General features: G+C 43.3%; 11 protein-coding genes. 3 read left to right on the forward strand and 8 right to left on the reverse strand.

All coding sequences use genetic code 11. The annotated features are described in order from the left end of the window. Window positions 1–207: 207 nt before the first annotated feature. The 3 genes from ACVFI8_RS07165 (at window position 208) to ACVFI8_RS07175 (ending at window position 3,223) form a co-directional block, all read left to right on the forward strand. A complete protein-coding gene (locus ACVFI8_RS07165; protein WP_248714134.1) occupies window positions 208–1,188 on the forward strand; it encodes a TRAP transporter substrate-binding protein in 981 nt (326 codons plus the stop codon). A gap of 76 nt (window positions 1,189–1,264) precedes the next feature. Next, window positions 1,265–1,801, forward strand: a complete 537-nt coding sequence (locus ACVFI8_RS07170; RefSeq protein ID WP_457873470.1) for a TRAP transporter small permease — start codon at window positions 1,265–1,267, stop codon at window positions 1,799–1,801. Window positions 1,802–1,825: 24 nt separating this feature from the next. Beyond that, entirely contained in the window at window positions 1,826–3,223 is a 1,398-nt protein-coding gene (locus ACVFI8_RS07175; RefSeq protein ID WP_457873471.1) for a TRAP transporter large permease, read from the forward strand. 33 nt (window positions 3,224–3,256) lie between these two features. Here the strand turns inward: ACVFI8_RS07175 and ACVFI8_RS07180 are convergent, their stop codons facing one another. The 8 genes from ACVFI8_RS07180 to ACVFI8_RS07215 all read right to left on the reverse strand — a co-directional run bounded on the left by ACVFI8_RS07180 (window position 3,257) and on the right by ACVFI8_RS07215 (window position 12,841). Next, on the reverse strand, window positions 3,257–3,703 hold the full coding sequence (locus ACVFI8_RS07180) for an acyl-CoA thioesterase (RefSeq protein WP_248714131.1): 447 nt from the start codon (window positions 3,701–3,703) through the stop codon (window positions 3,257–3,259). Window positions 3,704–3,779: 76 nt separating this feature from the next. Beyond that, window positions 3,780–5,126: a PEP-CTERM-box response regulator transcription factor gene (gene prsR / locus ACVFI8_RS07185; RefSeq protein ID WP_457873812.1), complete on the reverse strand. Its 1,347-nt coding sequence runs from the start codon at window positions 5,124–5,126 to the stop codon at window positions 3,780–3,782. A 19-nt stretch (window positions 5,127–5,145) separates the two neighbouring features. Beyond that, window positions 5,146–7,185, reverse strand: coding sequence for an XrtA/PEP-CTERM system histidine kinase PrsK (prsK, locus tag ACVFI8_RS07190; protein WP_457873472.1), 2,040 nt, complete (start codon window positions 7,183–7,185; stop codon window positions 5,146–5,148). Between the two features lie 45 nt (window positions 7,186–7,230). Then, window positions 7,231–8,292 (reverse strand): XrtA/PEP-CTERM system-associated ATPase, encoded by a 1,062-nt coding sequence (locus tag ACVFI8_RS07195; RefSeq protein ID WP_457873473.1) that lies wholly within the window; start codon window positions 8,290–8,292, stop codon window positions 7,231–7,233. Window positions 8,293–8,294: 2 nt separating this feature from the next. Next, window positions 8,295–9,758, reverse strand: coding sequence for a TIGR03016 family PEP-CTERM system-associated outer membrane protein (locus tag ACVFI8_RS07200; RefSeq protein ID WP_457873474.1), 1,464 nt, complete (start codon window positions 9,756–9,758; stop codon window positions 8,295–8,297). Beyond that, the gene (locus ACVFI8_RS07205; RefSeq protein ID WP_248714127.1) at window positions 9,736–10,623 is read right to left on the reverse strand and encodes an XrtA-associated tyrosine autokinase; all 888 of its coding nucleotides are present in this window, start codon (window positions 10,621–10,623) and stop codon (window positions 9,736–9,738) included. Before ACVFI8_RS07205 ends, ACVFI8_RS07200 begins: the two co-directional genes overlap by 23 nt. Then, a complete protein-coding gene (locus tag ACVFI8_RS07210) occupies window positions 10,620–12,182 on the reverse strand; it encodes an XrtA system polysaccharide chain length determinant (RefSeq protein WP_248714126.1) in 1,563 nt (520 codons plus the stop codon). Before ACVFI8_RS07210 ends, ACVFI8_RS07205 begins: the two co-directional genes overlap by 4 nt. A gap of 17 nt (window positions 12,183–12,199) precedes the next feature. Beyond that, window positions 12,200–12,841 (reverse strand): XrtA/PEP-CTERM system exopolysaccharide export protein, encoded by a 642-nt coding sequence (locus ACVFI8_RS07215; protein ID WP_248714125.1) that lies wholly within the window; start codon window positions 12,839–12,841, stop codon window positions 12,200–12,202. Between the last annotated feature and the right edge of the window lie 125 nt (window positions 12,842–12,966).

A 12,966-nucleotide genomic window follows, 5' to 3' on the forward strand; every position in this document is an offset into this window, starting at 1 on the left:
ACGCTAAGGGGTGGAGTTCCCCCCATTCGTGCCTAAGCGGTGGGGGGAACTCCCCCCATGATTGCTGATAATGGCAATTTCAGCCCACCATGAAAGTCAATATTATTCATATTCTTCAAACACTTAAAATCCGATCTTAGTGTTGGCTCGTAGCTTGCTAATAAGCCTAGCGAAGTAAGCAACCAACCCTACACAAGGATGATAAAAATGAAATTATTAGCAAGCACGCTGACAGCATTGAGTATCGCTTTAGCCAGCGTAGTAAACGCCGCTCCAATTGAACTGAAATTTTCCCATGTGGTCGCCGAAAACACGCCTAAAGGACAGATGGCACTTAAATTTAGAGACTTAGTTGAACAGCGCTTACCTGGAAAAGTGGAAGTGAAAGTCTACCCTAATTCTCAGTTGTACGGTGACGGTAAAGAATTAGAGGCTTTATTGTTAGGGGATGTGGAGCTTATTTCACCTTCATTATCTAAATTCAAAAAATATACTAAAAAACTGCAAATCTTCGATCTACCGTTTTTGTTTAAAGACATGGCATCAGTTGAACGTTTTCAAGCAAGCAGTGCTGGTCAAGAGTTATTATCGTCATTAGAGAGTAAAGGCCTAATTGGCTTAGGTTATTTACATAACGGCATGAAGCAACTGTCGGCCAACGAGCCTTTATATACGCCTGCCGATGCCAAAGGCAAAAAGTTCCGCATTATGTCTTCAGACGTATTAGCCGCTCAATTTGAAGCTGTGGATGCGGTGCCACTTAAAAAACCCTTCTCAGAGGTATTTACGCTGCTGCAAACTCGCGCTATCGACGGCCAAGAAAATACGTGGTCAAACATCTATTCTAAAAAATTCTTTGAGGTGCAAGCCAGCATTACCGAATCAAATCACGGCGTACTTGATTACTTAATTGTGACTTCCGCTGAGTTTTGGTATGGCTTACCTGAAGATATTCGTGCCGAGCTGCAATTGGCTTTAAACGAAGCCGTTGCCCACGGTAATCAAATCGCGGCAGAAAAAGCAGACAAGGATAAAGCCAATATCATGGCATCGAATCGCTCTGAAGTTATCTCTTTGACAGCTGAGCAACGTCAACAATGGGTAGAAGCAATGAAACCCGTCTGGCAACAGTTTGAAGATGAAATAGGCAAAGACACCATTGCCGCGGCAGTTGCCGCCAACCAATAAGCATAGGCTTTGTGCAGAGACCCCTCGCTCTGCACTCTCTTTGTAGCCAAACAAAAAATGCGAATAAGGACATCACATGAAGTTTGTTAATTGGTTTCGGCGCTTTGAAGAAAATTTCATTGCCTTTCTACTGGTCGCGATGACCCTACTGGTTTTTATAGAAGTGATTATGCGCTTTGTCTTTAATACGGGGATCCACTGGGTCCAAGAAGTCACACTATATAGTTCAGCATGGTTAGTGCTACTCGGAGCAAGCTGGGGCGTGCGTGAAGGCGCCCATATTGGTGTTGATGCCTTTGTGCGAATACTCCCTCCAGCACAACGTAAGCTACTGACCTTGATCGCTTTAGCACTATGTTTATTTTACTGCGGCTTATTTATGTATGGGTCTTGGGTGTACTTAAGCAAGCTACACATGATTGGTATTGAAATGGAAGACTTACCGATTGAAAAATGGAAGACCATGAGTGTTCTATTTATCGGCTTTGTTTTACTAGTCATTAGATTTTTAGAAGTGGCTTGGAAGGTAATTACTGACCAACAAGATGGTTTCCATCTCGCAGACGAAGCTAAAGACAGCATGCTCTTAGCTGACGAAATAAAAAAACAATAAGCATTAGCGGCAAAGGATTTGACCATGACTACCTTCACTTTATTTCTGCTTTTATTTGTATGCATGCTGATTGGTATGCCCATTGCGATTGCCTTAGGGCTCGCAAGTATCACTACTATACTGTTGTTTTCTAATGACTCTTTGGCGTCAGTGGCATTAAAACTGTTTGAAGCCACCTCTGAGCACTACACCTTGTTAGCCATTCCATTTTTTATTCTATCGTCAGCCTTTCTATCTACAGGTGGGGTGGCGCAACGGCTGATTAACTTTGCCATGGACAGTGTTGGACATATTCGCGGAGGCCTCGCCATGGCATCTGTATTAGCGTGTATGTTATTCGCCGCTGTCTCCGGGTCTAGCCCAGCCACTGTAGCCGCGATTGGCTCCATTGTCATTGCAGGCATGGTGCGCTCGGGCTACCCCGAGTCATTGGCAGCAGGCGTGATCGCCAATGCGGGTACCTTAGGTATTTTAATTCCACCCTCCATTGTTATGCTGGTGTATGCGGCCGCTACAGAAGTATCGGCTTCACGCATGTTCATGGCGGGGTTTATACCAGGCATTATGATGGGCAGTATCTTAATGATTGCTATCTACGTGGTGGCAAGAATCAAAAATTTACCTGCTCAACCCTATCCTGGTTGTCGCCAGTGGGGAATATCAGCCCTTAAAGCCACCGGCGGCTTAATGCTAATTGTGATTGTATTGGGTTCTATCTATGGCGGTATCGCTAGCCCGACTGAAGCGGCTTCTGTGGCTGCGGTCTATGCCTTTCTTGTATCGGTATATGGCTATCGAGATATAGGACCGATTAAGGACCAAGCTTGGAAAAACCCCGGAGAAAGTAACGGGGCCGCCGTCGCCCGTAACTTGGCCTTGTTTCCAATCAGCATCATAAAGTCAGTCACCAACGAAGAGGTTCGCCATGTATTAAAAGACGCAGCAAAAGTCAGCATTATGCTGTTGTTCATTATTGCCAACGCTATGTTGTTTGCTCATGTACTCACCACTGAGCGGATCCCGCATATGATTGCTGAATCTATCGTGGCGTATGGACTGCAGCCTTGGGCTTTTTTAATCGTGGTAAATATTTTGCTGCTAATTGCGGGTAACTTCATGGAGCCTTCTGCCATCTTGCTAATCATGGCTCCGATCTTATTTCCAATCGCAACCCAATTAGGAATTGACCCAATCCATTTAGGGATCATCATGGTAGTGAACATGGAGATAGGGATGCTTACCCCACCGGTAGGCCTAAATTTATTCGTTACCGCAGGGATTACCGGAAAAAGTATGGGTTGGGTCATTAAGGCGTGCTTACCTTGGCTAAGTCTACTATTGTTCTTCCTAATACTGATTACTTATATCCCACAAATTTCTCTGTTCTTACCTGAATATTTCGACCGCCTCAACGGCTACTAATAAGCTAATAAGGCCTGCAGAGCAGGCCTTATTTTATAACTTTTCCATTCTTCTTTGGCGACGTCGTAAGGCATCGTCAAAACGACGTTTTGCTACTTCAGTCGCGGGTTTAAGCGGAGGAACCTTTGCAGAGTTTCCTTGTTCGTCAACAGCAACCATGGTGAAAAAGCAAGAGTGAGTATGACGCACGGTTTGTTCTTTAAGGTTTTTAGCGATCACCTTAATACCGATTTCCATTGAAGTGCGACCGGTATAGTTAACCGATGCCAAAAATGTAACAAACTCTCCAATTTCGACTGGGTTTTTAAACAGCACCTGATCGACGGATAAAGTCACCGCATAATTACCACAGTATTGTATCGCTGTCGTGTAGGCCACTTCATCGAGCTTCTTAAGCATGGCGCCGCCGTGCATTTTCCCCGAAAAATTTGCCATTTCCGGGGTAACCAAAATATTCATTTCAGTTTGAGAGTTATCCATAATTCGCCTAATTGGATTTGTGGGGCTACCTATAGCAGCCCAATAGATCTAATGTTATAACGCTGAGAACTGCGGTTTAATCGGTTTTCAATCCATATTTATCTAACAATGAATACAGAGTTGGTCTAGTCACTCCCAATAAACCCGCGGTATTAGACACATTACCATTACTTAAAGCCATTGCTTTATTAATGGCTTGTTTTTCTGCGGCCTCACGCACATGCCGTAAGTTCAAGGCCAGTTTTATTTGTTCTTCGTCCCCCAACGGTAAGGAGAGGTCTTCAGCAGATATCTGTTTACTATCAGCCATAATCACTGCTGATTTCACCTTGTTTTGCAATTCTCTAATATTGCCTGGCCAGCGGTGACTAGTGAGAGCGGTAATAGCGTCATCACTGAAGCCATTTATATTTCTTTGCATTTGCTTGTTGTAGCTTTGTAAGAACGCTCTAGCCAACAAAATAACGTCTTCACCGCGGTCTCGCAAAGGAGGGATATTTATCGTTATCTCGCTAATGCGATAAAATAAGTCTTCTCGGAATTCTTTCTGTTGCACCATATCTTGTAAATTTTGGTGAGTAGCGCAAACAATTTTCACATCAACAGGGATCTCTTTTCTACCGCCTACTCGCTCAACAATTTTTTCTTGTAAAAAACGCAATATTTTAGCTTGCAGCGAATAAGGCATATCGCCTATTTCATCAAGAAATAGAGTGCCGCCGTTGGCACACTCTATCTTACCTTCAGTAGTTTTATGCGCGCCGGTAAATGCCCCTTTTTCAAAGCCAAACAACTCACTTTCAAGCAAGTTTTCAGGTATCGAGGCACAGTTAATGGCAATGAAGGGATTATCTTTACGTGGACTTTGCTGGTGAATGGCCCTAGCGAGAACCTCTTTACCGGTTCCGCTTTCCCCAAGTAATAACGTTGTCACTTCTGTCGGGGCTATACGCTCAACCATACGGCACACTTTTTGTACCTGCGGAGAGTTCCCCAAAAAACCGTTATTATCTAATGACGCCCCCTTTAGGGCATCATTTTCTAACTCGATATTGGCGACCCAGAAAGCGCGAGCAATAATCACCGACAAGGTATCATCATCGATCGGCTTTTGATAAAAATCATGCGCCCCCATAGCAATCGCCATCAGTGCATTCTCTTTGTCTTCATTGCCGGTTATAACAATCACTTTCAACTTGGGGTTGAGGTCTAGCATTTCTTTTAAGGTCGCCAAACCTTCGCTAGCATTTGCTTCATCGGGGGGCAAACCTAAATCAAGGGTAACGACTTTGGGTTCATAACGCCTTAGCGCAGTAATTGCCTGATTACGATCACCCGCTACCACTACCTGATAGTCGCTAAAACTCCATTTCAACTGTTTTTGAATACCCGGATCGTCTTCAACAACCAGTAAGGTTTCCATCGTTATATCATCCATTTAGCTAAATCTTATGAATAGGTAGGTAAAGCTTGAATAAGCTGCCTTCACCCAAACTACTTGTTACTTGAATGTGCCCGCCGAGTTCTTCTACGAAGCGCTTGGCATCGTATGCTCCAACACCCATCCCTGCATTCCCTTTGGTAGTATCAAACGGCTTAAACAATCGCGTATCGATAAACTCGACACTCATGCCTTCACCATGATCTTCAACCTCAACGATGCACTCTTGTGATTGGCAATAGGCGCGAACAATAATCTCTCCCTCATTGTCGCTGGCATCTTGGGCATTTTGCACTAAATGCGACAACACGTTCACAAATCTTTCTTGGTCGCCCACTAACTCGAAATCTGGCTCCGCAGAATATATTAGCTTAGGTATAGGTACATTCAAGGATCGCGACGCCACCACCTGTTGCAGCGCGCTTTTTAGGCCGAACGGCGCAACAACTGTATCAATACGTTGTTTCTTGCTTAAATGCGCCACCACTTTGGTTAATCGAGCGGCCGCAGAGTCAACGGTTTCAAACGCATCGTCAATAAACTCTGGATTATGTTTGTGTTTAACTGCATTTTTTGACATTAACTGCAGTTGTGCCAGTACATTCTTTAAGTCGTGTACCAGATAAGCTGACATTCGATTAAACGTATCGAATTGCTGGCTCTCTGCTAAGGCCAAGTTTGAACGGTGTAAGTTCAAAAAAACCGCTAATTGGCGACTAATTGCCCGCATCAAATCCCTGTCTTCCCAGTTTACACTATGGATAGCCGTCGGTGCGGACAGCAAAATAACCCCTTTAAAACCGGCACTGGTGCTAGCAGGAATAACATAATTAAATTTCTCGATTCTGGATAAATCATCGAGTGACACTTTAAAAGGAACGACCGACAAATCCTTTTTCAGCTCTTCAATATCCACGATCCATTGGTGCTCAATGGCGTGAGCAGCCAGGCATTCCAAACACAAAATGGCCTGCGGGTCATCATCGCGTAGGTTATAACTAGCCTTAACGGTAAAGCGGCCATTTTCAACAATCGCTAAGCTGGCATAACGACAGTCAAATGGCTGGTTGATCGCCTTTAAGGCAATAGCATATGGTGAAATACCATCTTCTTCGAGAACCGCTGCAAACTTCATCCATTCTTCTCGGTACTCATACTTATTGGCAAAAAAGTGTTTAGTGATTTGGACTTTTAATTTCTTTCGTAAACGTTCCGACAGAAACAAACTCACCAATATCAAAACACTTAAGGCAAAAAAACCATTCTGTGCAATGTTGCCCCAATCACCACCTGCATAACGAATATAGTAACCCACTAGGGCCATTACCAATAAATAGCCTCCAGCAACCACCAACAAAGTGCTGTGATAAATTACATCCCGTGAAATGTAAATTTTGGTCGACCAACGCTTCACACGTCTAGCGCTTAACAATACTAATGGCGCGGCCAAAATAGCGACAGGACCCCGTAAGCTCCAAAAATCAAAAGAGATACCAGAGGTTATCAGCGCGTTCGCATAGAGCGCAAAGTCAAAGGCAAACATTCCCCCTAGACCCAAACACATGGGTTTTATAGTGGCCCTAGCGCTAACGTCAATCCGTCGATATAACTGCTCAATTAACCACAAGCCAATAACCGCTTGTGACAACTGTGTGATTAACCACAATTGGTTTAACCCCAGTTTAAAGCTAGCGCTTAACAACTGACAAAGCGCGACAAAAATCAGGGCAATTAGGATCCCTTTGCGTTGTGCTGATCCAGTAAAAACATTGCCAAGAGAAAATCGAGGAGCGATGGTGGAATAAAGCAGTAAGAACCACAATCCATTGCGTAAAGTCTCAAAAAAATAGAGGTAACCGAGGGGTAACGAAAACCGCATCTGAGCGGCGGCTAGCCCAGCCCAGAGCACAGTAAAAAATACCGCTAAACTCAAGGCTAAACGTTGAAAACCACTTTGCTTAGTTGTCAGTAAAAGTAAACTAAACACCAAATAACAAAGTGCAGCTAAACTGTATCCCAATAAACCAACAATAATACTCAATCTAGATCATCCATATGCAGAGCGTATAGCTTCTTAGCTCGATAACTAACTATTTTCGCCTAACTCGACAATGTCTTTACGCTTCTTTTCAATCATTTTATCTAGATAACGAATAATCTTGATTTTTCTCAACACCACTTCCTCTAGGTAACTAGACACATCGAGTAAATTGGCCTTTATTTTGTCATCGCTTAAGTTAATGGAGGGATGCTCTGAAGGGCTCTCGTCATAGCTACGACCAAGAAGCGCCTCTATGTCACCACCATGCTGTTGAACTGGGGTAGCTTGTAACGACCCTGAAAGTTCCCCTCCCATTTCTTCAATAACAGCAGCAACATCCTTTTTCTCAATGCGATGTAGGTCTTCAAGAAAAGCGTATAAAAACAAACGGTCAGCAAAAATATTGATTTTACGCGGGACACCCTTGGTAAAGTCGGCGATTTGCTGGAAAATATCTTCGTCTAACTTCGGGTTTTGCTGCCAGCCAACTTTGTTTAATCGGTGTAAAATGTACCCTTGGGTTTGCTCCGCATCAAAAGGTTGTAGGTGGCATGAAGCAATTATTCGCTGCCTAAACTGCTCCATCTCAGGCAGTTCAATAATCGGCTTTAACTCTTCCTGTCCTAACAAAAAACTTTGGAAGAGAGGCTTGTCGTCTAGTTGAAAATTCGACAACATTCGCAATTCTTCCACCGTTTCTGCCGGTAAGTTCTGGGCCTCATCAACCACCAGCAAGGCGCGTTTCCCTTGCTTATGCAGAGTTAATAAATATTGCTCAAAACGCTTTAAAATTTCAGCCTTATTTAAACCCTCTACATCGATATTAAATTGAGCCGCTACTAATCGAACTAACTCATCGGGACTTAATCGTGTGGTTGCAATTTGGGCCGCGACAATCGACTCATCGATAGAAGCAAGCAAACTACGTGCAATAGTGGTTTTACCTGTACCAATTGGGCCAGTAATCACAATAAAGCCCTCGCCCTGAGAGAGACCATAACGCAGATAAGAAACGGCTCTATCATGATGGGGGCTAGCAAAGAAAAATTTTGGATCGGGGCTAAGTTTAAATGGCTTGTCACTTAGCCCAAAGAAAGATTCATACATGTTTAAAACTGCTTAGTCGCGTTAATCGAAACTCGGTTTTCGTCATAGCTTCGATCAACGAAATTCGAGCTACGATGGGTAAATTGATAACGATAGGTTAAGAAAAAACCTTCGATAAGATCTTGTTCTAAAGATAAGTCATAACGGCTATATTTATCTACTTGATCGGTGCCAGTAAGACGGTCGAATGTATAATGATCATAATCAAAAGCAAAAGCTATAACCAACTTGCGACTGAGCTTGTGGTCGATACCAATGCCACCTCCGTAAGTGGTATCTTTTACAAAATCAGTTTCATCTCTTAAGCTCGCTCTAGTCTGATGACGAAGTTCGAAATCGATACCTGAGCGACGTAAGTCTAGCGCGGTTGTCCAGCGAAGTGTTTTATCCAGCTTCTGTTCTTCAACAGTGTCGCCCTCTACAAAAAATCGACGGTCAAAGCTGGTAGGCTCTTCAATATAACTTATATCGGTATTAATGCGGCGTTTTTGATGAGTAAATGTAAACTCGTAAGCGTCACCATAAAATCGCTTGCTGTACTCAAAGAACAATTTAGTGCGACGATTAGGCTCAAGGTTTACTGCAGCGCCTAAGTAGTCGTCATTTTTGTCTTTATCTAACGAGAAATTATAACTCAACTCTAGGTAACTCAAGCGAGAGCGAAAGTAACGAATAGCCGGGCCCCAGCTTTCTGACTCGCCGACTTTTGAAGAAGAACTAACCCCTTGCAAGTAGCTTTCAGCGTAATAACGAATAAACGGACTGAAACCAGAGCGTTGTTGTAAACCAAACTCGCCTTTGTATTTAATATTCTCTGTTTCTTGAGAATTTCCGCGCGCTTCGCGCCTGATATAATCGGAGTCAACTAACCAAAATACGGTATTAACTTTCTGACCATTTTTAAAAACGAGGGACCCATCGAAATCATTATTATTACCTCGGTCGTCTTCATAACGATACAAGCTAGCAGCTGCTCGAGCATTTAAATCGATCCACTTTCGGCGATTTGACTGATAATTTAAACCAACACCTATCTCGCTACCTTGAATCAAATCGCCTGAAATTACATCGGTAATGGCGTTGCTACTAAATTCAGCAGGTAATATATCTACTGCTGCTACAGCGTCTATACTAAAGCCACTACCGCCAAGTTTTTTATCGGCGGTAAAGTCGAGTTCATGATAGAGTTTATTTTTGTTGGCATCGTAAGAATGGTAAGTTTGCCTCGCTCGGTAATCTAACGAAACTTGACCGTCTTTACCGGTAATTTCGGAAACAACCCCTGCGGACAATATGCCAATTTCACCCGACTCTGGTGATTCTTCAGTTAAGCCTGCGTTGTCGGTATAAACCAACTCTGCACCTATTTCAGGGCGGAATTGCACATCAGCTGCATACACCGATGCAGACAAGCCCATAGCGATAGCAAGCGCAAGAACAACACTAGGCGCTGCGTTCTTCCTCATATCCATAGCCATATCCGTAGCCATAACCGTAAGTCCCTGTTTTACCGTGCACTGCTTTATTTAATACGTAACCGATCGCTAGATCTTCACTAAATTGCGATACAGCTGATTTAATCGCTGCCATTTTGGTACTGTCTTGCTCAACGACAACCACTGCTTGGCCAATGAAATTGGACAACACCACCGTTTCATTAACCCCTAAAACTGGCGGGCTATCAAATAACACAACCCGGTCAGAATAACGACTATTCAATTCTTCAGTAAGCGAACGCATTTTATCACTGGCCAACAACTCATTACTTAAATGATGAGGCATACCAGCTGGCATAATCCTTAGATTGGGGATGTTGGTGTGATAGATCACATCCGCGATATCGTCGGTTTGACCTAATAGGTATTCCATTAAGCCCATATGCTGGCCAATGCCTAAAGTTTTACTGACAGTGGGCTTCAGCACATCGGAGTCTATCAACAAAACCGTCTTGTCTTTCTCTAAAGCTAGGCTTAACGCCAAGTTGATTGAGGTGAACGTTTTCCCCTCCCCAGGGTTAGCACTGGTCACCATTATTAGATTACTTTTGTTTTGAGGAATTAAGCCTGTCTCAAAAGCATTTTTTAACAGTTTACGTTTAATGCCTCGGTACTCATCACTTAACATTCTTGTCTCTCTAGTTCGAATGTCAGAAAGCATACCTAAACGCTTCAATACTGCTGAATCAATTTGTAAAACCGGTTTATCATTTCTGGCTTCGCTTTGAGTAGCATCTAATGGCGCGGATGGCTGCTCAATACGGTTTTCACTTGACTCTTGGTTGGCTTGAGCTTGCTTTGCTAGCTTGCCCATCGCTTTTTCTATCGTACTCATAGCAAGCCTACCCCAGCTAATCCGGTTATAATTTTATTGTGTAAGCCGGGCAGTGCATTAATCACCATAAATCCGACAAAACCGCATAATAAAATGGTATTTGATAAGACAAACAATCGCATTTTTCTCTTCTCAATGCCGATTAGCCCTGAGCTTTCAGTGGCTGACACTACGCCCAATACAGGGAAGCCAGTTTGCTGATAAAGCTGCTGCACACTCGATACCGCAGGATTTATCTGACTAAAAGCTAATGACAAACCACCACCAACAGCTAGAGCAAAGATTAACACTGCGGCAATCAACAATGGTCTTTTGGGGCCTGAAGGCTCTAAAGGTACACGCGGAGCATCAATGACTCTAAATTTAATATCATCGGTAGTTTTACCGGCACTTTGAGAAATTAAGGCGCTTTCTCTACGCGATAGCAAATCTTCATACTTAGACTTGGTGATTTCGTAATTACGATTTAAGCCAGTTAGTTTGGCCTCTACATCTGGCACTTGGCGTAACTGTTCTTCTAGATCATTTACTTTAGCGTCATGCCGTGATTCGCGAACTTTCAACGAAGCCACTTCGTTTTCGAGCTGGCTGACGGTAATCTTTAAGTCTTGATAAATCACTGACTCAGAAGCGAGGGCTGCCGGGCTTTTAGCCGTAATTAACGCATTGTCTTTTTGTTTTTGGAGTGATGCAATTTGGCGTTTAACTTCAATCACATCAGGGTGGCGCTCGGTGTAACGCAATAACAAATCATCTAAACGCGTTTTCATAGCGACAATACGGTCATCAAATTCTGTACGAACTTTCGCCGTTTGTTGTGAAGCCAATATTTCTTCGCTAGCTAGTTGCGAACGCGCAGAGACTAGCTTGGTTTCGGCTTCGCTCAACTGCAGACGAGTCTCTTCAAGCTGCTTCTTTACACCTTCCAAATTACTGTAATAAGTAGACTCTTTGCCCGGTAAAAAGGCGGTATATTCTTGCTTGAACGAGGCCAGCCTTTTTTCAGCTTCAATTAAGCGCGTTTCATACTCTTCAATCTGCTGATTAATAAAAGAATTAGCCGTATCTGTATCTTGGCGTTTCTCTCCTAAAGTATTTTCAACAAAAACATCCAGAGCGGCCTGGACCACATCTCTAACGTATTGCGGAGAATCAGCTTCAAAAGTAATGGTGTATAGGTTTTCACGACGTGTTTTGTTTATCTCAATATTGTCTTTCAAATTGTCCAACAACACGTCATATTCAGCCCGATTGTTAACACGAACATCAGCATCGCTGGCTCGAGCAATTTTTTCTAGGTTGCTGCGGCTGAGCAAAGTTTTAACCATCATGGCCAATTCCTGCGACGGATCGGTTTGAATAGCTAAACCTTTCAGCAGAGGTTGCAATAACGAGCGAGTGTCGGCATAAACTCGAGCTTCAGCGGTATATTGATTAGGCAGTAAAGTAACCGCTATCCAACCAATAGGACAGATGATCCAAAGTGCGATCAAAATATAGCGGCGCTTTAGCCATACCCCACGCAGGTATTGCAAAAAGTCCTCAATTAAATCTTGCATTTAAACGACTACTCCGACTAAAACCAAGCTTCTGGGATAATAATAATATCACCAGGAAGGATATCTACATTGGCTTCAATCTCACCATCTTGTATTAGCTTACCGACCATTACATTATACGAACGTTGCTCACCACTAACCACTCGAACCAAGCGAGCATTGTCGCCGTCAGCGTACTCTGTTAAGCCGCCTACCTGAATCATCACATCTAATAAGGTCATGTCTTCGCGGTAGTTTATGGCTTGGGGCTCAAAGGCTTCTCCGATGACCCGGACTTGCTCACTAAACGGCCCTATAAAGCCATCAACAGTAACAGTTACGATAGGATCACGAATAAATTCTGCCAGCTCTGACTCAATAAGACGGGCCAACTCTGTTGGAGTTTTACCAGACACTTCTAAGTCTTCAACCAAGGACGTTGATACCATACCGTCGGGACGAACGATGAAGGTTCCCGATATTTCAGGGTTGCGCCAAACAAATATATTAAGCACATCTCCAGCACCGATAAGATACTTGTATTCCGCAGGGTTTTTGGTCAACGAAGGGTTGACCGATGCACTAGGCAAATTTGGTAAAGAGTTCGAACACGCGGTAAGGTAAAAACTAACCGCGACAAAAGAGAGCAACTTTATTACTACTTGATTGATTTTTTTCATAGCACTATCCATTACGCTGAGTGTCGATCAACAAACATTGATTGATAAAATCCTTTTGACCATCATAGTGCGCGAGTAAGCATCTTGTAAATCTATTGGGCTAAATAGTTTTAATTTATCGACAT

The sequence above is a fragment of the Agarivorans sp. MS3-6 genome, assembly GCF_054112545.1.

Bases quoted from the DNA above. Each gene is read 5' to 3' on its own strand.
- ACVFI8_RS07210 (WP_248714126.1), bottom strand. From the start codon at position 12,182: ATGCAAGATTTAATTGAGGACTTTTTGCAATACCTGCGTGGGGTATGG.
- ACVFI8_RS07215 (WP_248714125.1), bottom strand. From the start codon at position 12,841: ATGAAAAAAATCAATCAAGTAGTAATAAAGTTGCTCTCTTTTGTCGCG.
- ACVFI8_RS07165 (WP_248714134.1), top strand. From the start codon at position 208: ATGAAATTATTAGCAAGCACGCTGACAGCATTGAGTATCGCTTTAGCC.
- ACVFI8_RS07200 (WP_457873474.1), bottom strand. From the start codon at position 9,758: ATGAGGAAGAACGCAGCGCCTAGTGTTGTTCTTGCGCTTGCTATCGCT.
- ACVFI8_RS07205 (WP_248714127.1), bottom strand. From the start codon at position 10,623: ATGAGTACGATAGAAAAAGCGATGGGCAAGCTAGCAAAGCAAGCTCAA.
- prsR (WP_457873812.1), bottom strand. From the start codon at position 5,126: ATGGAAACCTTACTGGTTGTTGAAGACGATCCGGGTATTCAAAAACAG.
- ACVFI8_RS07170 (WP_457873470.1), top strand. From the start codon at position 1,265: ATGAAGTTTGTTAATTGGTTTCGGCGCTTTGAAGAAAATTTCATTGCC.
- ACVFI8_RS07195 (WP_457873473.1), bottom strand. From the start codon at position 8,292: ATGTATGAATCTTTCTTTGGGCTAAGTGACAAGCCATTTAAACTTAGC.
- ACVFI8_RS07180 (WP_248714131.1), bottom strand. From the start codon at position 3,703: ATGGATAACTCTCAAACTGAAATGAATATTTTGGTTACCCCGGAAATG.
- ACVFI8_RS07175 (WP_457873471.1), top strand. From the start codon at position 1,826: ATGACTACCTTCACTTTATTTCTGCTTTTATTTGTATGCATGCTGATT.